Origin of the sequence: Paenibacillus sp. Soil724D2 (assembly GCF_001427935.1) — a bacterium.
In the GTDB taxonomy this organism is placed as follows: domain Bacteria; phylum Bacillota; class Bacilli; order Paenibacillales; family NBRC-103111; genus Paenibacillus_E.
Genome location: NZ_LMRY01000004.1, coordinates 1 through 24,220, shown reverse-complemented (window position 1 = coordinate 24,220; position 24,220 = coordinate 1). Strand labels below are relative to the sequence as shown.

Below are 24,220 nucleotides of genomic sequence, written 5' to 3'. Positions count from 1 at the left end.
GGTCCAAATGGCTAAGGAAAGTTTTGATAAAGAAATTCAATTTCTGCGTATGCTTGTCCTCACAAGCGGGGCGTACAGTCGTCAGCAATTTGCGGAGAGGCTGGGTATCTCGGTTCATACCTTTGATAAAACCTTACGCCGGTTAAAAGAAATCGTAGCGACGATGTATCAACAAGCACCGGATACGCAAAGGAAAGAATTCGCCGAGATGCTGCGCTTCAGCTATTTCGATTCAACGGATCCTATGCTGCTGTTCTTATTTCGAGCGAAGTCATTGAAAGAATCCGAAAGTCAGCGAATTTCTACTCTTCTTACCGCTTTGAATGAGCAGGCACTTACCGCTATTGAACTTCTAGACGTATGTTGTAAAGATATCCAAAGCGATTCCTCACTTCCTGATGAGAAAACGATTCGAAACGACTTGAAATATCTCGAAGAAGTCGGTGTCATTAAAAAAGTGCCTGGACCGCGTCCCTATCGTTATCGCATACATAATGATTTAATCCATGAACTTAGTCAGGATGAGCTTCTTGATCTCTATGATTTTGTTGATGTGATGTCGAATACACAGGTACCGTCGGTTCAAGGCTATTTACTGCGAGACGGGCTAAAAAAACAGATGAATCGGACCTCATCGGAAACGGCATCCATAGAGCCATTCCTTTTTAAATATCATTACCACTCACGTATTTTGGATGAAGCGCATCTTTCCATCCTTCTATCAGCCATTCAAAATCGCCACAAGATCGAGTTTCTATACTTTTCGCCCAAAAATTCGCAATCCTATTCTTCGAAAAACACAAATCCATTGTTCGAACGTGAAATGGAAGGGAAGCTGCAGAAAACACTACCACTCAAAATTGTCTACGATCACCAATATGGACGATGGTACCTTCTTGCTTATGATTCCCGGCATGGTATCAAGAAATATCGGATGGAAGGCATGACTCAGATTGAGCATGGAGAAAGTGTCGACTCAACTTTATTTAATGAGAAGAAAAGTATATTGGAAGAGAGTATAAAGCATAGTTGGGTCCTTGATACCGGACGACCGGTTATCTTGAGAGTAAGATTTTTTAACCCAGGTGATACGGGGCCGAATTTCATTAAAGATCGTGTCCTTCTTCAAGGACAGTGGGGAGAGATCACGGAAGAACAGATCGATTCGTTTATTTTCGAAATTAAGGTGAATGGAACTACGGAAATTAAGCCTTGGATTAGAAGCTTCGGATCTAGCTGCGAAGTGCTTGAACCGATCTATTTTCGGAATGAGATGATCGCGGAGTGGAAGGAGCTTGAGGCGTACTATGAACCTGTTCGAGAAAATATTTAACTATCAAATGATTACGCGGCTAGAAAACTCGGGCACTTTCATGATCACCTCACAGGAAAGGTCATGGCTCAAAACTATGCTTAACCATCCCTCTGCATCCTATGCTTTCACACCGGAAACACTGGAAAAACTTGAATTTGTGCTAGTTGATGAGAAGACCTTGGATTTTTCTGATGCCTTTATTGAGAAAGCTCGAAGTAAGGAGAAGCTAGTCTATCACCCGATGCTTCGCGCATTACGTCGATTCATTACGAGTCAAGCCGCTATCCAACTTACTTACAGAGTGAAGGATGATCGGACTTTTATCAATGAAATGGCTTTTCCCTATAAACTTGAGTATTCCTTGGTGAAAAAAGAATGGTACTTGCTCTAGTATCACATCAGGCATCGAGCAATGATGAGTACGAAACTCGAAAAAATTGAATCGATCAAAGAGTTGTCCATTTCACCTGAGCGAGTCGCCCAAATTGGTTTAGACATAGAGAAATTGCTGCAAAAACGTCAGATTCATGCGACGATCGAGGTTATAAAGGCGTACAATCGAGAATTGTCCCGGATTTTATATGCCTTCTCTTGCTTTGAGAAGCAAGTTGATTACGATGAAATTCAAGAAACGTATACAATCCGATTAACCTTTCAAAATAATGAAGCCGAATATGTCCTGAGCAAACTTCGCTTCTTGGGTAAGCGGGTACGCGTTACCCAAGGCGAGCACTTGCAAAGGAGAATGCTTGATTCGGCCAAAAGAGCTTTGGCTAGGTATGGGGAGTTATAGTCCAACCCACTATACACGATTGGATTCATTCATTCCTGTGTATAATTTATTCCATTTATTTCAATAATACAGAGAATTGAAACTGTAATGTAATGGTGGGGTTAAATGGTAATTTCCTTATACTTGTTCTTTTGCTGGTTACTATTCGGAATTCTAGCTACATTAGCCAAAAAATCGTCTCATAGACATCTCGCCTTTGTGTTTTTATTCGTAGATTTCGTGAATACCAGCATTGCGTATCTGCTTGCGGAACCCATCAAATTTTATCATATATCGAAAAATCCTTTACTTTACGTTTCATTTTCGTTGTATCAAAGCTTAGTTATCCCTGCAATGATTGTGATCCTTGTTCATGCCTACATTCATTTTACAAAAACGGCGTTTTTTTTAACTTCGCTAGTTACTCTTCTTGCCTTTGAATTCATTGGTCGTTCTTTGAACTTGTTTACATACGACGGAATGTGGCATTTGGCTGTTTTATTCGGGTACCGATTGTTTTTGTTGTACCTTACAATCCTTGCCTTAAAATGTTTCAGAAGGATGTGTACCTATTAGCATGAGAAGTTTTATGCCATTTGATGAACGCGCATTCGATATGAATGACTACTTTGTGCTTATATGCATTGTTTTCGCATATGGATTTATTTACTTCATGCCGAAACGATTCCCCCTATCTGTTACTTTATTATTATTGCTTTTCAGCTCCACGCTTGCCAGTATGTTGGATAATTCAATTGGCGGCCATATTTTTGATCTTTATGATATTATGGACGGACCTGCGTATTCAATCATGGATTTTGTTGTATATTTTATGTATGCTCCGTTTGGATATATATTTATGTATTTTTATGATCTATTTCGATTAAAAGGAATACTAGCCGTCGGATATATCGCGTTGTTTTCATTACTTTCCGCTGGGTTTGAATGGGTATGTTTAAAGGCGGGAGTGTTTACTTATAAAGATTCCTACCTCATCTATTATTCCTTCCCCATCTATTTATTTTCACAATCAGCCCTTGTGTTATTTTATAAATTTATCACGGATCAACAGAAAAATGTGCAACATTCATCTCTCGGTAACGACCCGGAGTAACCCCTTCCTCCTTATTGAAATTTCGTATCCCGCACCTATTCTCTCAATTCCACCCGCGCCAATTGGGATTGAACCATCATCTTATCGTAATGATCCGGATCATTCTTCTTCGAAGTCAGTAAAGTACCCAGAATCCCTCCAAGGAATCCAAGCGGTATAGAAACAATTCCTGGATTATTCAAAGGGAACAGCGCTTCACGACGAATCCAACCAGACGATGGATCCATTACATTGGGACTTAGAATCACAAACAAGATCGAAGTGATAAGTCCCGTTAACAGCCCGATTATGGCACCAGTTGAATTGAATCGGCGCCAGTACAGCGTTAGCAGCAGTAAGGGCAAGTTCGCGGAAGCGGCTACCGCAAAAGCCAGCGAGACTAGGAATGCCACGTTTAACCGCTGAGCACCTAAAGCAAGTACGATAGACAATACGCCGACCACTATAGCCGAACATTTGGCAACCAGCATCTGCTGGGCCTCTGTTGCTTTTCCCTTTTTCAGTATACTGCTGTAGATATCATGCGAAAAAGCGGACGTTGCCGCCAGCACCAACCCAGAAACAACAGCCAGAATGGTGGCAAAAGCAACCGCTGAAATGAACGCCATCCAAAACTCGCCGCCAAGCGCCTTTGCGAGTAAAGGTGCCGCCATATTGTCCTCACCCAATAATAAAGTTCGATCAACGAAGGCTGCAGCACCAAAACCAAGAAAGATGGTCATCACATAAAAAGCACCGATTAGCCAAGTTGCATGAATGACGGAAGACCTGACGGTCTGCGCCTCCTTGACTGTATAGAATCTGGAGACGATGTGCGGCAGCCCTGCTGTCCCCAATACCAAAGCCAGATTAAAGGAAAGCGTATCCAAGGGTCCCGAAAAAAAATTCCCAGGCTGTACAAATTTCTCCTTTAACGGAGTTGCTTGCGAAACATACACATACAGATCAAATAGATTCCAATTAAATCTGGCAAGTACCATCAGGCTGATCATAAAAGTACTGCACACGAGTAAAATAGCCTTGATGATTTGCACCCAAGAAGTGGCAAGCATACCACCGAAAGCTACATAAATGGTCATCAAGCTGCCGACTACAAGGATTGCTGAGGAATATTCCACCCCTAGCAGTAAATGGATGATACCCCCTGCCCCAACCAACTGAGCAATCATATAAAAGATCGTGATCAAAATATTGTTAATCGCCATCCAACCTCTAAGATTCTTCTCTTGAAACCTCACTGCGATCGCGTCTGCCATCGTAAAACGTCCCAGATTATGCAGCGGTTCTGCGATTATATAGAGAACAATCACGTAGGATGCTAGAAAACCTATTGAATAGAAAAAACCATCAAAGCCATATATGGCAATGGTCCCCGTAATACCAAGAAAAGAAGCGGCACTCATATAATCACCAGAAATGGCCAGCCCGTTTTGCAAGCCAGTGAGTCGATTTCCAGCCACGTAAAAGTCATTCGTATTCATTGTACGTTTAGCAGAATGGTACGTAATAACCAGTGTTCCAATCACTACGGCCACGAAAAAGATAAACGCGAAAAAATTCATAATGACCCGATTCCTTCCTAGGCTGCTCTTTATTTACTACTAAAAGAATAGCATATTTAGGCCCACAAAAAGCAAAAACATGCAGCAAGCCTTAGGAAAGGCTGCTTGCATGTTTCTTGGCGTTCAAAAGAATGGGCTGCTTACATACCCGTATTTGCTTTTACATTAATTTCCGTATATTTGACATCATCTCTTTGTGTGGAAAGCATTGTTCCGATATAGGCTCCCAGGAATCCAAGCGGAATGGAGATAATACCAGGATTGGCCAAATTAATAAGCGGATTGCCCACCAGAATAGCCTTTCCTGCCTCTCCCCAAATATTTGGGCCCACGGCAACAAGTAGGATACAGCTTAATAGTCCACTTAACATACCGACAATCGCGCCAGTCGTGTTAAACCTTTTCCAGTAGACGGTGAAGAGAATGACTGGCAAATTGGCGCTTGCCGCAACAGCGAAGGCAATGGATACCAAGAAAGCTACATTGAGCTTTTGAGCAAACAGTGCCAAGATAATCGAGAGCAAGGCTACACCAATCGAAGCGAAACGGGCTATTTTCAATTCTTCCTTATCCGTTGCTTTGCCTTTACGAACGATTTGTCCGTAAAAATCATGGGAGAAGGCCGAAGCAGCAGAAAGCACCAATCCGGTAACTACCGCTAATATCGTGGCAAAAGCAACCGCGGAAATAAAAGCAAATAAGAAGTCCCCACCTAGTGCTTTGGCCAAAAGCGGCGCAGCCATATTTCCACCTTTATCGATCGCTGTAATATCTTTTGCACCAACAAATGCTGCAGCTCCAAAGCCAAGGAATAAGGTCATGACATAGAAAATACCGATGACCCATGTTGCCGAGACGACAGAACTTCTTGCCGTAGCCGCATTTTTTACTGTATAAAAGCGAGTAAGAATATGCGGTAATCCGGCAGTTCCGAGCACCAGTGCAAGGTTGAGGGAGAGCGTTTCAACCGGAATCTTATATTTGTTGCCAGGATTTAAAAACGCCTCTTTCAAGGGTGTTGCTGTTTTCAATTGGGTAAACATTTCGGAAATACTGAAATTAAACTTAGCTAGAACGATAAGTGACAGGATCAGCGTCCCACCCATCAGAAGAACAGCTTTTGTAATTTGTACCCAACTCGTGGCCCGCATTCCGCCAAATACCACATAGATGGTCATCAGGATGCCCACAATTAATACAGAGGTATAGTAATTAAAGCCGAATAACAGTTTGATCAAAGCACCCGCACCAACAAGCTGTGCGATCATATAGAAAATGGAAATGGTGATCGTGTTTAATGCGGCAACCGAACGAACATTCTGATTAGCAAATCGAGCCGCGATCATATCCGCCATCGTATATTTCCCTAAATTCCGAAGCGGTTCCGCCACTAAATAAAGAACGACAAGATAAGCAACTAGAAAACCTAGACTGTAGAAGAATCCATCAAATCCAGTCAAGGCAATCGTCCCTGCGATTCCCAAGAACGAGGCTGCCGACATATAATCTCCGGCAATGGCAAGCCCGTTCTGCCACCCCGTTAATCCTCCGCCACCCGTATAGAACTCATTCGAACTATCGGTTTTCTTAGCTGCATAATACGTAATTATCATCGTTAATAAAATAATGCAAAGAAATAGAATGACGGCAGTTGGACTCATGACGGATTACCTCCAATTTCCGATTTTATTTCTTCAACTTGTCGGTCGAATTCCTTGGATTTCCTGGAGTAAATGATACAGAGTGCCCAAGTCATCAGAAACTGGGCAAATGCGTACACCCATGCCCACGAAATAGGGCCGATTGCCGGATTATTCAATACTTTGGTGTAAGAGGTTAAGATGGGTAGAGTAAAGTAAAAAAGGAGGAAAAAAACTGTCATTGGAATGATGAATCGTTTTTTGTTGCCGATTAATTTCTTGAATTTTTCTGACTGTGCCACTTCCCCATATTGAACAGGCTTGCCGTTTGACATTTGCTTCGTCCCTCCCGATGTAAGCGTCTTCAAATTGATTATATGCGATTTTTTGCCCTCTGTATCGAGACTGTCGCGAATCGTCATATTCCCCGCCTGAATTGCCTAATAAGGAGCTTTAAACGGTTTCATTTTCATTTGAGCAGCCTAAACAGCTCTTTGGCCATCTCCCGCGAAACGGGTAATTGCGTTCTTTTTTCATTTCTCAAAATCAAATTAAAAGCGCCATTGAACCATGGAACTAATTCATCGATACCATTTAAATTAACCAAATAACTGCGATGAGGACGAAAAAAAGGTAGTTCCCCGAGCTTATTTTCCAATTCCTGCAGGCTCATTTTGGACATATAAATCTGGTTGGAATACGTATAGATATGGATGCTTTTCTCTTCCCTCTCGGCATAAAGGATGGTCTCAGGATCAAGCAGGACATGCTTCTCCCCATCTATGATCAATAGCTTATTCCAGTTCCTTGCTTTGGAGGAAAATTGCATTTTGCTGGGCAGTGATGTCGTTAGTGGGCTATTGGAAAGCTTGCTGCGAATCCGTGCCAGTGATTCCTTTAGACGCTCATGACTATAAGGTTTAAGTAAATAATCAACAGCATTCAACCCGAACGCCTCAACCGCATGATCATCGTGGGCCGTTGTGAATACAATTAGGGGTACTTGTGCAGCAGTTTTCAGCATACGGGCGGCTTGCATGCCATCTAATTCCGGCATTTGAATGTCCAAAAATATAGCGTCTGGCTCCCATTCATTTACAAGCTCTAATAACTCCTTACCGTTGGAGGCATGCGGCATCAGCTCTATATCCTCTTCCATCCCCAACAGGTAGACCAGCTCTTTACGGGCTAACCACTCATCTTCAGCAATCATGACCTTCATGGTTCTCACCTACGTATCCCCTCCTCTCGGTACTTGTCCCAGGAATGTTAAATGAAAATCTACATCCGCCATTTACATTATTTTCGATAAAAAGTCGAGACTCCTCGCCAAACAAGCCGATCAGCCGCTGATTGACATTGTAAACACCAATCCCGTTCCCCTCGCTGCTATTAACCGGCTCATTGCCTAGTTGCTCTAGCAATTCAGGAGGTATGCCGCTTCCGTTATCTTCGATTGATATTTGTAAAGTATCCTCATGGTTCAACACTTCTATTCGGATTCGCCCCCCGTGATTCCTATCTTTCAATCCATGTTTGATACAATTCTCAACCAATGGCTGCAGCGTAACGGGAGGAATCATAGCTATTAGCAAATCAGAGTCCAACTGAACTTCCATCGTGATCTGATCCTTAAATCGAATCTGGATAATTTCCAAATACGAGCTAAGATGCATGATTTCCTGTTGGATCGAAATCGTATGAGACGCAATAAGCTTGATGTTAAGCCTCATGTAAGTACTAAGCTGCATGGTAATATGCCTTGCCATATCAGGTTCAATTCGAATCAGGGAGATAATGGAGTTCAACGTATTGAATAAAAAATGAGGATTGATTTGCGACTGCAGGATCCTTAGTTCGGATTCCTTCATTAATGCCTCCACACTCTCATGCATGGCCACACTGAGCTGATAGGAAAGCAGTTTGCCCAATCCTTCTGCAAGTACGATTTCAACCGAACGAATCTCCTGTGGTTTTTTAAAATAAAGCTTGATCAAACCGGCAACTTGTCCAGCCTGCTTGATCGGAACTATGATCGCAGCTCTAAGCAATCTATGATTCGGTTGGATATCCTCGTGGTTAAGAGCGATTTGCAACTTGCCTGTGCTAATGGCCTGCCTCGAAAGCTTAGAGCGAATCGGTTCACCGGGTATTAGAATCATATCACCAAGCCCCGCGTGGGAAAGAATGTTCTCCGTATCGGTAATAGCAACCGCAGCTGTCTTAAGCTCCCTTAGCAGTAACCTAGCAATCGCATCTGCCGATTGATAAGTTAGTCCCTGCTTCAGATGAGGCAGCGCAGCTTCTGCAATATGCAGGGCTCGCTGAGTTTCATAAGCAACCGCGCGTTCCTCTTCCCGGAATACAACACGCAGCATGGTTGTGAAAATCGCGATGGAGATGCTGTTCGTGAGCACCATCGGAATTCCGATCAAGTCCACAAGTTCAATCGCTTTCTTAGATGGCACTGATACAATAAGGATAATTCCCATCTGCACGATGGGCGCGAACATGCCGATAAAAATGGCTTTAGCCGGAGAAATGACCCGTTCCTGCAAGAAGAATCTCGCCACTCCGCCTGCTAATAATCCGGTCAGAGGAGCGGCGATTCCACCCGCCAAACCTGTAAATCCACTCATCACATATAAGTGGCTTCCAGTAATTAAACCTGCACCGATCCCCACAATAGGACCTCCCATTAAACCTCCGATGACAACGCCAACCAGAGCGGAATGGGCTAATGCTTGATTGGCTTGCAGAGGAAAGATCCAAAAGGAAGACGAGATAACTCCGCCCTCGATCACCACGCCTGCATAGGTGCCAAGAATGCCGAACAAGCCAAATAAACAGATGAAATATATGGTATTCATAACGGACATTTTTCTGTCCAGCAGTTGACGAACGATAGGAATTCGCGTCAGGATAAACGTTACGATCAACAGAATACCCATACGCTCAAAAAGCAGAAGTGCGAGCGCTTCCATATTACCCCTCCTGCTGTATATTATAGCATAGCATTTCTATGTGTTATCCATTAATAGACCTAAATGAATAGCAGTCGTAGGCTCACATTTCTTGTCTTTTTCATACGGTGATAAAAAAATAAGACTGCCCCAAAATCTTTTACAGATTTCGGGACAGCCTTTGAATATTACATTATTTTTTAACGTTAAACAATCTACCTAGCGAACACCAACCAGTGAGTGTGTGTTGTGTTTTTTTTGTTTGTCGTCGCAAATAATTCACAAAAACCGAAAAGTTGCTATAGCCATACATATGTATAAAAACGAGTTTTGTGAAGTAGTCAAAATGGGAACGAATGTTCTTTAATTGGGCAAAATATAACCACTTCCCGTTTATAGGAAGTGATTATATTGAAGACTAGTCTTTATGGTGTAGATGTTATAACCGTTACAGAGCTGCTATCTGTTGTCGCTGCGGTTGGTGCAGAATTCAATCCTGCTACATTCTTAACGTTGATCTGGAACGTCATAAGACCTACTAGATCAGTTCCGTCTAAGACGTATGTTACAGTATTGATACCACCAAAGTCACCTGCAAGATTAAACGTAGTAGGAGTTTTTCCACTAATCAAGAAATCATTTAACGCCCAAACTCCTTGCGATGATGTGAATGTTAAAGTTACTGTGTCGCCTGCTGCTGCTTTTGTTGTATCAGCATTGTTAGATTCGATATGAACATTGGAGATAATAGCTGCTTTCAATACTTGTACTTTGCTATTGTCTGTTGTTGCTTCTGTTGTTGCAGAACTAACGCCTGATGCATTTTGAACGTTGATTTTGAAAGTCATTAGTGTATCAAGGTCAGAATCAGTTATGGTGTATGTAGCTGTGTTTAGATAGTCGCTGCCATCCAAAACGCTTGTGAAATCAGTAGGATCATTGTCATTAATTTTAAAGCTACCAAGCTTTGTAACTTGCTCTGCTGTACGGAACGTTAATGTAACTGTGTCGCCTGTGACAGCATATCTAGGGTCTGCATTGCTTGAAGTGATACTAATATTGCTGATAGTTACTGGCAATACTGCTGCAACTTTAATTACAACTTCGCTACCTTCTGCAACACCTGAGAAAAAGTTAGCTGCTAGTACTGGAGCTTTCGCTGTTTCTGGCGCACCATTTGGCAATGTGATTCCATCACCATTTGTAACACCATCACTCAACTTTTTCGGGCTATTAATCGTATTTCCTGTCACGGTTAATTTACCTAACGTTGCATTTTCCAATGAGATTGCATGTTTTTCATCATTAATGATGTTACCAGTAAGTGTAGCAGTAGTGTTTGGGCTATCAACGATAATACCAATCCATCCATTACTGATGCTAGTTCCGCTTACAGTAAATTGAGTACCATTGCTTCCTGTTTTATCGCTGATACCAATAGAATCAATCCCATTTATACCATTAATAAGACTATCATTAATTTGTACACCTGTCATACCATCACCAACCATTACTCCATAGAACCAATCAAAACCTTCTACAGTGTAGAACTTAGATGGAGTGATTTGAATATTTTTGATGATAACATTGGAAGCTTCTACCGCGATACCTTTATTGATTGAATGATAATTTCCTCCATCAATAGTTACTGCGCGATTAATCATCAAGTAATCAGCAGCTAAAGTAATATCATCGCTCAATTTAATTGTTTTTACAGAGGTATCCGTTAAAGCAGTTGCTAATTCTTCCGCTGTCGCTACAGTCGTAAGCGTTGGATCAGCAAGCGTACCCTTTTGCTGATTTACTGAAAACATACCTTGAGCCATTTGTAGCGCTATTATTGCATTGTCAATTTCTTGTTGCGTATCTGCGTTAGTTTTTACATCTGTAGCGGTTTGAATCGCCGCGTTAAATGTATTCATAACGTCTTCTGTTACCCAATATTTAGTAGTTGGAATGTCTAAGCCGTTTTCGCTAACTGATATTGCGGCACTACTAAGAGTAGCCGACTGAATTGATAATTCAAGTGATGTTGTGTCTAGTTGGACTTTAGTTCCAAAAGCTCTGGCACTTTCGAAAACCTGTTGAGCAGTACTTAAATCTGTTACTGCTACTGTAATTTCATGTTGCGTTGTTGCGGCTGATTTAGCGTTTTGAGCAGCGGTAATTGCAGCAAGCAATGTCTCATTAACTTCTGTTGTTACCCATTGTTTCGCCGGATCAACGTCAGAACCATTTAAGCTAATTTGAACCGAAGAAGGTAGAAGCTGCGCTTTTGTGATTTCTTCGTCCAACAAAGTTGTGTCAAGTGGAGTCGGCGGCTTTGTTCCAGATTGTGCAGCAGCCGTGAAGGTTTCAACGGCTAGATTCAATGATGTTACTGCATCATCTAGTTCTTGTTGGGTTGCCGCATTATTTTTTACAGTCGTAGCAGCTAGTATTACCGCTTGTAAAGTGTTGAAGTCTGTTTGTGTTACCCATTTAGCAGCAGGTATAACGTCATTACCGTTTGTGCTGATTTCGAAGCTCATTTTAATAGTGTTAGCATTTGAAATTGCTGTGTCGATTACCGTTGTATCTAATACAGGAGCTACATAAGTACCATTTTTTACTTCTGCGCTGTAAACTAGTACCGCGTCATTCAGCTCAATAACTGCATCTGTTACTTGTTGTGTTGTTGTTGCATTTGTTTTAGCAAGTTTAGCCGTTGCAATCGCTGCGTCTAATACATCGCAAACCTCTTTTGTAACCCATGAGAATGCTACTGGAACTTCTGTACCATTTACACTGATTGCTACACCTTGTTTAGCTATCTCAGCGGCAATAATTGCTTGGTCAAGTGCTGTTGTATCAACCAATACTTTTGTTCCGTTTGTTTTAGCTGCATTATACGTTACTACCGCCGCATCTAATGCTGCTGCTGCGTTCGTTACTTGAAGTGCCGTTGTTGCTGTAGCCTTAGCAGTTGTTGCCGCTGTGATAGCAGCTACTAATGCATCGTTAACTTCTTCTGTTACCCATTTAGAAGTTACTTCAACATCTGATCCGTTAACACTGATTTCAACATTTGCTTTGGCTGCATTTGCTGCTGCAATAGCTGTATCAATTGCTGTTGTATCAGGCAATTCTACTACAGGCACTACCACTGTAACGCTACCGCCAATTGTTGTAGTTTCAATAGTTTTTGATAATGTGCCTGCACTATTTTTTACGTTGATCTTGAAAGTAACAAGACCTTCTGGTTCAGTTCCATCAAGAACGTAATTAGCTTGATTTAGCCATTTACCGCTTTTTAGCTCTGATGTAAATGAAGTAGGATTTTTTCCGTTGATCTTGAAAGTGTCAAGCATAAACGTTTCTTCTGTGGATAGGAACAATACTGAAACTGTGTCACCTTTAACTGCTATCGTTTTGTCATTAGCATTACTTGAAAAGATACCAATGGCAGTCAATTCTAAAGTTGCAGGCGTTGGATTTTCAAGCAAAGCTTCTGCTGCTAACAAAACATTGTAGTTTGATACTAATGCTTTTTGTTGCTCGTTTAACTCTTCGTAACGCTCACGCGCCCTAGCAACGTCTTCTGCAAAAAGAACATCATCTAGCCCTTTGCCAACTAGGTATGATATCGAACCTAGTTCAGCAGGGAAGAAATCGACAACTTGATTTTTTTGGTAGTAACCAATTGGATTTTTGTTTGCATCATAGAACATAACTGTAAACCATTCTTGGTCAAGGCTATAAACTGAAAAAGCCCAATTAAAAACTGTTGTACTATTTCCTTTTTCTACAGTACGTTCATTCTCTCCTAGTACCAAATCATTTAAAGTGAGGTTTGTGCGTTCATTACTAGAACCGCGAACAGCAATATATTTAAAGTCTTTTACGGAATCTGGAACATCACTATTAGTAACAACGGCTTCAATACCGCCAGAAGAAGTTTTACCATTTGCAGCTACTTCGGACTGTGTAAGATTTCTCATGCTTACTCCGTCAACTACTACAGGTGCAGGCGTAGTAGTTGAAGCTTGAACTGCCACTGTGCTTGCTCCCGTTACTAGACTTACTGGACTAGCGCCAACCGTTTTTAGGCTATAATTAAATGTATAATTGCCTACTTTTTTAATAGTGACAGGGTACGTAGTTGTTACGCCTGCTGCATATTGGGAAACAAAATCGCCCAATCTAAAACCGTCTGCTGATCCGGCTGCAATTATTAGTGGTAAAGTCGCTGTACCTTCTTGAACGACTACTGGAACCACACCATTAACTGCGGTCAAGACGATATCGCTTGAAGTCAGACCACTAATGGCTACATAATGTCTTACTTTATCATTTGCATGGTCTGATTCTATTGCGCCTTTCATTGTTACGGCTAAATTAAATTGCGTACCTTGAACAGCATTCGAAATATTAGGTGCCGTGATTGTTAGGCTTGTTGTTGCCGGAGTTGTGTTATTTCCACCGCCGCCACCGCCTGTGCTACCACCGCCACCGCCACCAGTACTAGGTGCAGGAGTTGCGCTTGGAGCAGGTGTCGTCGAAGGTGTTGGTTGTGGTGTTTCTGGTTTTTGTTGGTCTTTAACTTCTTCTGCGCCTTTAATGAAGTTTGAACCCATTTGTGCAGCTTGTTCGCGTGTTGCATTGCCTTGCGGATTGAATGAACCGTCTGGATTACCAGAAACCAATTTGTATTTAAGAGCAAGTGCAACATATTTTTTAGCCCAATCAGATACTTTATCAGCATCCGTGAATGTCAATTCTGCTGAATCTTCGATTTTACCTTGCTTTTGCAATGCCTTAACCATAATTACAGCCGTTTGTTCGCGTGTTACAGTTCCGTTTGGTGCGAAAGTACCGTCACCCATGCCATCAATGATGCCATATTTTTTAGCTGCTTCAACGTAAGGTACTGCCCAACCTTCAACGTCAGTGAAACTAGAAACAGCGCTATTATCAATTTGAAGTTTTAAAGCTTTTACTAGGATAGTAACGAATTGAGCGCGTGTAAGCGTGCCTTTCGGATCAAAGTGTTCAGCGTCCATACCTGTTAGAACGCCATCTTTTTGAAGCTGAATGATTGCGTCTTTAGCGAATGAATTAGTAATGTCTGAGAATTGATTAGTTTCTTCTGCTAGTGCAGGAATTGTAAGGGATAATAGCATAGCTGTTGATACAATTGTTGGTAAAATTTTCTTCATTTTTTTGTGTTCCTCCGATTATTATAATTGTATGATTTGGACATAACTTCTATAAAATAAAACTTAACCTTTCTTTGGACAAGCATCCTTACAGAAATAACCGCTTTCGCTTTCGCCGTGAATATCTTCGTTTGCAGATTTAAAACTTCTTAAATCCTCTATGTTGCGGATTGCTCCACATCCTCACAAATACCTTGTTCGACATTTGAGCTTTCATGCATACTTAGTTCCTCCACAGGGCTTGTCGCTTGTATTTCAATCAAATTTGCTTAAATGTCCCGATTCCCATCCACCCATCCCTTTCCGTGAAACTTTTTTTCTCTAGCTTTTCAGTCAGCAGCATCGTGGATACATGCACTTTTCGACACAAAATGCTCACATACCCTACTTAGCTTTTCATTAATAGGAACGAATGTTCCATGATCCTTAGTACCTAATAATTGGTAAAACAAAGTTTAAAAAATAAATACCCTCAGTAAATTAGGTCTTTTCACTTAGGTAAAACCGACCGACGAACTATCAAACAATAAAAATTGATTAGATATTAGTTATTTTGTCATATCTATAGTACAATACTACCAGTTCCACCATTACACTATCATTACAAGAATATCCCATTTTTCGGAGGCAACTTGAATAACTTACATAACAATGACGTGACAATACATAGAGAAATTCACTTAACTGAGAAAATAGATGCGGAATACATTGTATTTATACACGGCTTAGGCCTAGATCTAACAACTTGGCATTACATTGTCCCTTTTCTAAAAGGAGAATATAATATTGTCTTGTACGATTTAAGGGGACATGGATTAACTTCTGCTGGAGACATTCCTTTTACTTGGGATTTAATGTGTGAGGATTTAAATGAAGTTATTTCAGATTTAAAAATGAAGTGTTTTCATCTAGTCGGGCATGCGATTGGGGGCATTATCGGAATATACTACTCTCTAAAAAATGTAAACTCTATCCTATCACTAACGCTTATTTCTACACCTGGATTTTACTCTGAGAATGTACTCAAGAAATCCGTTGAATTCCGACATTCCCTAGCTAGCGGAACATCTATTGAGCCCTTATCATCTCTTTTAGTTAAAACGATTTCGAATAAACCATCCGATTCACAAGAAGTTCATTTACTTCACAATGCATATCAACGAGTTATAGTCACAAAATACTTTGAACTTTTCAACTTATTTATTGATGCAAGACCATCATTGGATGATTTTTCATTGCTCCATGTACCAACGCTGGTCATGGCAGGATCCTCAGATCTCTTGCTACAACCATATTTGTCAGGAGTTATGTCCAGCCTAATTCCTAAATCAACCTTTATCACAATTGCCAACTCTTCAAATGTAACTTTTATTGATCAACCACAGGAAACTGCTCAAAAGATCATTGGATTTTTAGAATCACCAGATCTGTCAACACCTTGCACTCAATATAATGATCCATTGCTTATTGATACAAAAGAAGAATTATTTGAAATAATTAAAAACCGTAAACAAAAGAAACAACAAACAGGCATATTGAAAATCCAGGTATTAACGACCTTTCGTGTTTACATTAATGATACCGAAGTTCTAGAGGGATGGAATAAAAGAAATGCAAAAAAAATACTTATATATCTATTGTTGCATCCCACATCCACACGTGAAGAACTTTATGATGAATTTTGGCCAGATCTAGAAATAGGTAAAGCTCAAAATAATCTCAGGGTATCGCTTAATTATTTAAACAAATTAATTTATACGGACCAATTTAGTTTTCTACACACAGACAGGGAGCATATTTACCTCAAGGGGCAAATCCAATGTGACTTAAATGATTTAATTGAAATGCTTCACCGAGCTGCTAACGAAGAGATACCTAAAAAAAAGGAAAAATTGGTTTTAGATATCATCGAAAACTTACCACTTGATTGGCTTAGCGGATATTATGATAATTGGATTTTAACCTTAAGAGATAATATTGAAAGAAAATTACTCAAATTAACTGAATATTTCATACTATTTCACCAAGAAAAATTAAACTATGAGAAAGCAATGAATTTCGTTAGTTATGCCATATTTTTAAGGAAGCATGAAATCAGGTACTACGATTGGATGATTGAACTGTTGTTAAAGTCTGGAAAAAAAAGTAACACAAATGAGTGGGAAATGAAGAAACAGGCTGTTCTTCAAGAATTAACATAATAATCCCCCTAGTAGTCTGCTTAATCAAGGTTTTTCAGAAGTAACAAAAAGTCTGCCTGATCTCCGATGCGTAATTGCGGGAGATCAGGCAGACTTTCTTAAGGTTTATTTACTTTTCAAGCCGCTATATAAATAACTCCATCTGCTTGACATCCCCTAATCTTTCCAGTGAAATCGGCGCATAATCACGGAAATAGGCCTGATTAATTTCCTTTTCTTTGGTCATGACTAGTTTGCTTCCATTAGCCGCTTGTCTAAGCCTGCAGCTAAAGACGACAGGGAAATAGTCTTTAAGAAATTTCCCTTCCGCATGCGCGGTGAGCGCGATAATTTGGAACCCAAGCTGTTCGGCTATAAAAAATACAGGACTTAATACATGGTCGCTCGATGCTTTTCCGAAGGGATTATCCAGGATCACGGTCCGATGTCTTTTCATATTCGCTTGAATATGCTGTCGTTTCTCGGCGACATAGTTAAGTAATCCCAAGAATAAGGTCATATTCTTGCTCCATTTTTCCCCGCCGGACCAATTATTAGACTGCTCCCAAGAGAAGGAGGCCTTCGTCACGTTATTCTCATTGGTTACTTTGCGGCAGGATACTTTCATCGGCCTTTCTTGCAAAACAATGTGCAGTAGCTGCTTGGTATCCAACCATTTTTCGATCTCCTTGCGAACCGTCGATTTCACTTCTTGACCGTTGTCATCAAGGTAATGACCTTTGTCCAGTTCGGCCAAAATCCACTCCAGATGCTTGCGCAGATGGTCCTTGGCTTCAAGCTCATCCCATTCCGGAATTTGAAACGAGTAAATGTGCTTCCACTGATCCTCGACCTTGACTCTCGTTTTATTAGGAATATCTCGAAGCTCAGAAGCAATCAGCTTGATATGGCTATGCACATGAATAATATACTGTTCCAGCTGTTGATTGTGTGTACGCATCGTTTCTTCTGCGACATGATTGACACGTTCAATCCGGCTGTGCATTTTCTGTTGAAATTGCATTAACTCCTGATAGTTGTCTTTTTTCTCGACACCTTGCTCGGCCATATCTCTCATTTTGATATCTTTGATTTGTTTCCGGCAAAAATCAACGAAATGAACTCTGGCTTTTTTCACAGAAGACTCTTCGGCTTCCAGTTCTTTCATAACGGCGGATAACAAAGTCACGGATTTTCGGACCATTTTCATCCTGTCATTCAGAAACTCGGCTTTCAATTCTTGCGTGATTAATGACGCCTGAATGAGTGAATTTTCAAACCCATGCATGATTTTATATTGATTTAAGTATTGGATAACGTCTTCGATTTTACCTAATTGGGCCTGAATTTGTGTATGCTGCTGCTGTAATCCCGTCTTCTGCTGATGCAGGCGTGTTTCTTCGCTTTGAACTTGATCATCCACCACTGTCAGCGACTCTGTAAAGGTTACAGGCAGCCCCCCCGAATGCGCAGCGCCATACTGCTCAATGAGTAGTTTAATTGTCGTCGCTAGTGCATCAAATTGCTTCTCAACTCGCGTAAATTCTTCTTTGTCACGAGACAACCGAGATTCAAGGTCCTTGAGCTCCGATAACAGCTGCGACATCTGGTCTTCACCGGTCACAGAAAACGCAAGATCCTCATTCAAATCCAAGTCCGCTTGTTCCAGTCGAAGCTTGTTCATCTCCTTCTCCAGCGTTGTTCTGCTGGTCTTGGCATGATTCCACTCCGTTTCAAGCTGCTGACGTCCTTGAGATATGCGATTTAACTTGAGATGCAAATCTTTTCTTTCTGTTTTCAACCAATCTAAACTATGATTCGTTTCAATCGGCTGTACATCGAGAGTCTCTATATACGTATCTTGACTTTGAAGACTCGCTTTCTCGGTCCTCAAATAGTTCATGCTGCTTTTCACTGATTCGATCTGCAGCTTCACTTGCTCCATAGAGCGCTGCCTGCTATCCAACTTGCTTTGCTGATCTTCTGCCTGTTCAACAAGCTGATCAATCGCCACGTTCAATGCAGCGATTTCTTTCCCCAGCTCGACATATGTCCGTCCTTTTTCAATCCACTGTTGGAGCTGAACCATTTCACCTTTTTGCTCGTCCATGATGTTATTGTGCTGCTGAATCGTTTGCTCAGCCTGACGAACGGATTTCCTGATGGAATCCTCCTGGCTTTCTAATTCACGCACTTGTTCGCGCTTAAGTCCAACTTGCCTTTCCATTTCTTGTACGACCTCTAGAGGGTATGAAGCAGTGAATCGACTGAAAGAGGTTTGTAAATCAGAAGTACGCTGCAATTCGCTTTCCTTTACTTTACGTGCTGTCAGGACCTCTTCACCTTTTTGAGATATCGCTCGTTTCCAGCTCGCAAATTCAGCGACATCGGCATTTTCACGCCAATGCTGCGGTTCAACCCAAGCTTTGTCTTGCACAGCTATCGGCGTATCCATATTGGCTAGACGTGATGCTTCCTGCGATGAGATGACTTGAATCGGAAACTGCATATCCTCCGCATACTGCCCAAGCTTGCTCGTTAATAACCCAACCTCTTCTTCTGTCGTAATCAAAGTCACTGACCACAGAGGATGTGTCATTGCCCGCTCGCTTAGGTCTAAGCCCTGCAAATATTGAATGCCTGTCTCCAATAACGCGAATTGATTTCTCCACTTGTCTACCAAGCCTGCCACATAGGTATCCGCAAAAAATGTATGCTGGTAGCTGTAATCATCGATATACCGGAAAGCGAGACGTTCTTTCAGCAAATATGCTTCTTTCTGCAGGTGCAGCTTTTCCAAATCCTCCCTAAGCCGCTCTTCAATCGAACTCTGCTTCTCATATACGGATGAGAGTCTCCCCCATGATGACCTGTACGCAGAAATTTCGGTAAGCATGGATTGATGCTCTTTTTTAAATGCTTCGAGATTTTGCTCCGAGCTGGCGCGTCCCACATAGGCGATCTTAAGGCTTTCACTCACTCGTTCCAGCTCTCTCATGCTTTCCTCTTTACCGAATGCCAAATCCTTGTTATTCTGCACAAGCAGCACATTGCTGTCATCCAACTTCTGATAACGCTGAATCCAATCCGTCATACTGCCTTCCATGCTCTCGACTGCTGGATTTGCCAAAACATTAGCTCTAAGCACTTCTTTATCTTTCTCGCGGGCCTGCACAATGGATCTATGTTCAATGAGCTGCTTGTTCAATCCCTCAAGTTCGCTCGACAGATCTCTCAGAATCGTTTCCTCTAAAGCCGTCCTATTCTGATGAGCATCTAATTCCTGCCTGAGTTTCTCTTCTTCCACCTGCCACTCTTGCTCCATCTTGCTGTAAATACTGCGAATTTGCCCGCTATTATTGTTCCATGCTTCGCGAAGATCCCCCTCTTCTTGGGTATTACCGAACTGATCAAGTTCGCGCTGCAAATAATTCATGCGCTCTTCTGCAGAGGTCCACTGCTGCTTGTAGTCAGCCAAACGCAGAGAATAGTAGTGCTGCTTAGCACTTCGTACTTGCGCCTCTTTCCGCTCAACGTCTTCCTCGACCAATCTCAGCTTTGTTTCCAAAGCGGATTGATCTTGTTTTTGCTTGGCAATCTGAAGGGATTCTTTCCTCCGAGCCAATAACAGCAGCTGCTGATCGCATTCTGCCATTTGCCGGTGCCATTGTGAAAGCTTAGAGGCTTCCTCATTTTTATGCTCATTCACTAATAACCAATAGGCCTTCGTTTCAGCCTGGGCAGCTGCATAAGCCATCTGTTTGGCATCCATTTTGGCAAAATGAAGCACATAGCCATCCAATTCAACGAGGATCTTCTTATTTTCTTCGATTTTTTCTTTTAATTCTTTATATTTTTTGAAGCTGTCCCTGTGCATTTCAAAATTATTCGCGAACTCGCCTTGTTCATACCCGGCCATCGCATCCTCTACCGTTGGGATCAACAAGCGATCGAACAATTGACTCGTCGTTTTACATTCATCAAAAAAGCTCTCTACACCGCCCTCTGAGCTATTGATCTTCGCAATTCGATCCCACTCTGATGCGATAATGTGGTAATCGTTTTCCAATACTTTTTTGTATTCTTTAATCGATGACGGCAGCTTCGCGTTCATCCGTTTCGACGTCATTTGGTGGTAATAATCATGGATTTCGCCCTTATCGGCTGCTCGGAGGCTGCCTGCACTTTCCTTGACAAAAGGTATCCGATCAATGGCATCGGCATCAAGCTCCGGATAATCATAGACATACCGATAGGAATCTACCCCCGTTGCTGTTAGAAACAAACTAACGCAAGTGACCACATATCTCCGTGGCCGTTCACTCAGAATCCACTCGATCGCGATATGCGCAGGGCCGTTTTCGAGACTTAACGTATCCTTCATTTTACGTCCGGCAAGTTCCGCATGCGGCAGTATGGCTTGAATGGCAGACTGGATAAAAACCGTCTTGCCCCCTCCATTTTCCAGAAGAATCGCGCCATTATGCCCATCGAAATGAAACAATTCATCGTTGTAGCGCTTATTTCCATCCTCATAGACCACATTGGTAAAACGTATTTTAGAGATGGCTGGCATGTTCGCTTCCCTCCTCCTCAAACGTATTGCTTTGATATAAAAACTCCAAAATGCCACGGTTATATTCCAGCTCCATAAAATAACGCTGCACGACCACTTTCGCCTTTTCGGTTAACGTAATTTCCTGGTTGCCAATATCGATCACTAACTCTTGCGCGACGAGAAACTTGCGGACAGAATCCATAAAGCTAACCCGGCTAATCGTATTCCCGCTTTGCCTCGCAGCTGTTTCCTTGATATCGTCCATGGCACTCCATTTTTCAATCAAGGCCGTCCAGTTATAGGAAAACTCTTGCTCCATCTCTCTTAGTTCAGCTTCAGGATGCGTCTTCAATAACGCTATTCGCTCATTCACAAGTTCCGTCCACTCTTCAATTCCGATAAAACTTCTCGTCGGCTCCATCGTTTGGTAGCTGTCATAAAAGCCGCCAATCAACACAATAATGCTGACATACATCAGATAAAGATCCGCATTCACGGCATTCGCTCGCAGATAGGTACGTTTAATCACTTCGTTGTTCATATGAAAAGGCGATAACCGTGTCTCTGGAATCATATACAGCTGTTCGCCGGCAATAACCGTTACGCAATCGACTTCTCGCGCGAATTGATCCACTAGCCCTCGCACCACATCGTCGGCCATGTATTCTTGGAGCCGCTCTTTGCCAACTGCGTTATCGCGAGCTAACAAGGTATAGATGCGAAAAGCTCTCATTACTGTCCCATTTTCAAGTCCAATTGTCATCCTGTTCTCCCCACGAAATCAACATATTCTGAATGCTAAATCTATCGTTTACCTTAATAATATTTTCTTGCTCAATGATGACCAGACAGCGGCTTCCCAGAAGCATATACATATCTTCCAGCAACGTCCCCTGCTCTTCATTCTGCTGCTTATCCCTATCATCCGCCCGAAGGGGGCTTCTTTGATGCAGATAGATCCAGAAATCATAGAAAGCTCTTTCGCCCAGCAATCTTGCAAGCTCGCTCTCTTTGAACAGCTGAATAAACAGTTTTAATTCAACTTGGCCCTGCTCTTCCATCATTTGCAGCAGCTGCTCCATCAGAAGCTTGTACAACTTTTTCTGCATCGTTTGGTAACGGTATTCGTCGCTGTCTCCGCCAAGTTCCAGGAACTTATCATCCCGTTCTTGTCCACTGCCATCTTCTAGCATATTTTGCTCAGCCCACACCGTCAAAAGCGACCACGCCTTCGTCTCTTGAACTGGTAAGAACGGGGCCAGCACCCCTTTCATCGTCTCCAAAGGCAGTGGCGTACTAAAGATAAGAGAAGCAATATCCTGATCAAAATTAAAGGAATCCAACCCGGTATAATATAAAGATTCTTGCGCTGCGCCAAGTGCATGTGATTTTAAAACCATACTTTCATGAAATAGATCCGAATGCTCGCCATGAACCTTCTCCAGCTCATTGGATATACGTAAAATTAACTCATAAGGCCGTTGATCTGCTTGTCTAACCGTTTGTGCCTGAACGCGATCCTTCGTCTCCTTCACGAATTGCCGCAGTTCTTCGAATTCTTCGTTCTCCATCTGCAAGCGCAAATAAATATCGTCGAGCAGACCTTTATAACGTCCGAACGTCTCTTCCGACACGATATTTCTTTTCAACTCATGCTCCAGCTTGACCATCCGCTCCTGCAAAGCTTCCACATCAATCCGCATTTCATTAATCTGCCGCAGGGCTCCTTCGAACTCGCCCTTTTCCAATTGCTTGCGCAGTACCAACTGATGAATTGATAATTGAAATTCGGTATAAAATTCCTTGGTCGCAAAAATAAGCTCCAACCCATCTTCGTCGAGCGTGTAGTACTGCGTATTCGTTTTTAAGTCGAAGGCATTCGCTTTCAGAATCGATATATAAATATGCTCCGACTGGCCGGATTCCCAATTCATAAAGGTGAAATCCCGTTTTTTCCCTGTCGTTGGACGAAAAACTTGCGTGATCTGCCTTGCCAGATCCTCAAATTCGGCTTCATCCAAATCGATGAAAATCCCTGTCACCTTCAAAAGAAACTCGGCTAAGTCTTTGACACCCACCTTATTGTTTCGCATCAACTTCTGCTCAAAAAAGTAAAGCAGCGTCAACAGCCCAAGCTCCATGAAATCTATCGGTTTATTTTGCCGATCGGTTTGCCGCTTTCTCTGAAGCTCATAGAGAGGATCAAAAAGTGCCAGCTTGGTCATACGTTCCCGAAACCCGGAAACAACCTGACCAATTTCTATGTAATCCATGCTGTGTGCCTCCAAATCGTACAAAGCTCGTGTGTGGGTAATATTTCTTGCTCCTGTTTGAGAATATATGCCTATTATATCAAAATTTCAAAGGTTGAAGGATTGGTAGGCCATTGGGAAGTAGTTCCATCCATCCAATAGAAAAAGCCTGTTTAAGCGATTAAGCCCAAACAGACTTTATCATACTGATGTTTCCACTTCAATTTCCAACCTTTTTTTTCGTCACGTTTTAGTATAGCACCATGGGCGAATGTTTGTACTCATTAAACGCAAAAAAGGCTATCCCTCAGCCACTTCTGAACTGAACCCCCGTTCGTGACACTACACTTCAAAGGAAGACCTGGATTAAGCTGTTAAAAGATGGTGCTCAGAAAGTGCCCTGCCCTCTTGGTTAGCTTTAACCACAGCTAGCCTTGAATGCTAATGCGATCGACTATTGTAATTACCAATGTTGCAATTTCTGCAACAATTCATATGCCAAAAGGCTATTTTGTACGTTGAAGTTGCAGTTTGTACAACATTTCTATAAAGCCCCCTAATTAAGTTAGACACTTTTAGGCTAAGAAAATACAATGAAATTAGCCGGAGGTTGTTCGTATGAGGGTAAAGCATAGCAAGTTTGACGAACTGAGAATACAGGTCGTG

General features: G+C 41.9%; 14 protein-coding genes. 5 read left to right on the top strand and 9 right to left on the bottom strand.

Annotated features, from left to right (window positions below; all coding sequences use genetic code 11):
• The first annotated feature begins 7 nt into the window (after positions 1–7).
• The 4 genes from ASG85_RS05965 to ASG85_RS05950 all read left to right on the top strand — a co-directional run bounded on the left by ASG85_RS05965 (position 8) and on the right by ASG85_RS05950 (position 3,201).
• Positions 8–1,333 carry a helix-turn-helix transcriptional regulator gene (locus ASG85_RS05965; protein WP_060645650.1) on the top strand — a complete coding sequence of 442 codons (1,326 nt, stop codon included), beginning with the start codon at positions 8–10 and terminating at the stop codon, positions 1,331–1,333.
• Complete coding sequence (locus tag ASG85_RS39715) at positions 1,308–1,706, top strand: hypothetical protein (protein ID WP_321166564.1); 399 nt, start codon at positions 1,308–1,310, stop codon at positions 1,704–1,706. The genes ASG85_RS05965 and ASG85_RS39715 overlap by 26 nt, the downstream gene beginning before the upstream one ends.
• Before the next feature lie 21 nt (positions 1,707–1,727).
• Positions 1,728–2,108, top strand: coding sequence for a WYL domain-containing protein (locus ASG85_RS39710; RefSeq protein WP_321166563.1), 381 nt, complete (start codon positions 1,728–1,730; stop codon positions 2,106–2,108).
• A 556-nt stretch (positions 2,109–2,664) separates the two neighbouring features.
• Positions 2,665–3,201: a hypothetical protein gene (locus ASG85_RS05950; RefSeq protein ID WP_057307175.1), complete on the top strand. Its 537-nt coding sequence runs from the start codon at positions 2,665–2,667 to the stop codon at positions 3,199–3,201.
• 35 nt (positions 3,202–3,236) lie between these two features.
• Here ASG85_RS05950 and ASG85_RS05945 read toward each other — a convergent pair whose 3' ends face one another.
• The 6 genes from ASG85_RS05945 to ASG85_RS05920 all read right to left on the bottom strand — a co-directional run bounded on the left by ASG85_RS05945 (position 3,237) and on the right by ASG85_RS05920 (position 14,564).
• Positions 3,237–4,763, bottom strand: a complete 1,527-nt coding sequence (locus ASG85_RS05945; protein ID WP_060645648.1) for a cation acetate symporter — start codon at positions 4,761–4,763, stop codon at positions 3,237–3,239.
• 140 nt (positions 4,764–4,903) lie between these two features.
• On the bottom strand, positions 4,904–6,424 hold the full coding sequence (locus ASG85_RS05940; RefSeq protein ID WP_060645647.1) for a cation acetate symporter: 1,521 nt from the start codon (positions 6,422–6,424) through the stop codon (positions 4,904–4,906).
• Positions 6,421–6,738, bottom strand: coding sequence for a DUF485 domain-containing protein (locus ASG85_RS05935; protein ID WP_057307449.1), 318 nt, complete (start codon positions 6,736–6,738; stop codon positions 6,421–6,423). Before ASG85_RS05935 ends, ASG85_RS05940 begins: the two co-directional genes overlap by 4 nt.
• 134 nt (positions 6,739–6,872) lie before the next feature.
• A complete protein-coding gene (locus tag ASG85_RS05930) occupies positions 6,873–7,625 on the bottom strand; it encodes a LytR/AlgR family response regulator transcription factor (protein ID WP_060645699.1) in 753 nt (250 codons plus the stop codon).
• Positions 7,606–9,387 carry a LytS/YhcK type 5TM receptor domain-containing protein gene (locus tag ASG85_RS05925; protein ID WP_060645646.1) on the bottom strand — a complete coding sequence of 594 codons (1,782 nt, stop codon included), beginning with the start codon at positions 9,385–9,387 and terminating at the stop codon, positions 7,606–7,608. Before ASG85_RS05925 ends, ASG85_RS05930 begins: the two co-directional genes overlap by 20 nt.
• Before the next feature lie 404 nt (positions 9,388–9,791).
• Positions 9,792–14,564, bottom strand: a complete 4,773-nt coding sequence (locus tag ASG85_RS05920) for an S-layer homology domain-containing protein (protein WP_060645645.1) — start codon at positions 14,562–14,564, stop codon at positions 9,792–9,794.
• A 632-nt stretch (positions 14,565–15,196) separates the two neighbouring features.
• On the opposite strand from ASG85_RS05920, the gene ASG85_RS05915 reads away from it, so the two are divergent.
• On the top strand, positions 15,197–16,765 hold the full coding sequence (locus tag ASG85_RS05915) for an alpha/beta hydrolase (RefSeq protein WP_060645644.1): 1,569 nt from the start codon (positions 15,197–15,199) through the stop codon (positions 16,763–16,765).
• Positions 16,766–16,889: 124 nt separating this feature from the next.
• On the opposite strand, the gene ASG85_RS05910 is transcribed toward ASG85_RS05915, so the two are convergent.
• Genes ASG85_RS05910 through ASG85_RS05900 form a run of 3 tightly spaced genes read right to left on the bottom strand, consistent with a single transcriptional unit; the run spans position 16,890 to position 23,575 of the window.
• Positions 16,890–21,320 carry a hypothetical protein gene (locus ASG85_RS05910; protein ID WP_060645643.1) on the bottom strand — a complete coding sequence of 1,477 codons (4,431 nt, stop codon included), beginning with the start codon at positions 21,318–21,320 and terminating at the stop codon, positions 16,890–16,892.
• Positions 21,304–22,065 (bottom strand): DUF6063 family protein, encoded by a 762-nt coding sequence (locus ASG85_RS05905; RefSeq protein WP_235550073.1) that lies wholly within the window; start codon positions 22,063–22,065, stop codon positions 21,304–21,306. The genes ASG85_RS05910 and ASG85_RS05905 overlap by 17 nt, the downstream gene beginning before the upstream one ends.
• Positions 22,049–23,575, bottom strand: a complete 1,527-nt coding sequence (locus ASG85_RS05900) for a hypothetical protein (protein ID WP_060645642.1) — start codon at positions 23,573–23,575, stop codon at positions 22,049–22,051. Before ASG85_RS05900 ends, ASG85_RS05905 begins: the two co-directional genes overlap by 17 nt.
• Between the last annotated feature and the right edge of the window lie 645 nt (positions 23,576–24,220).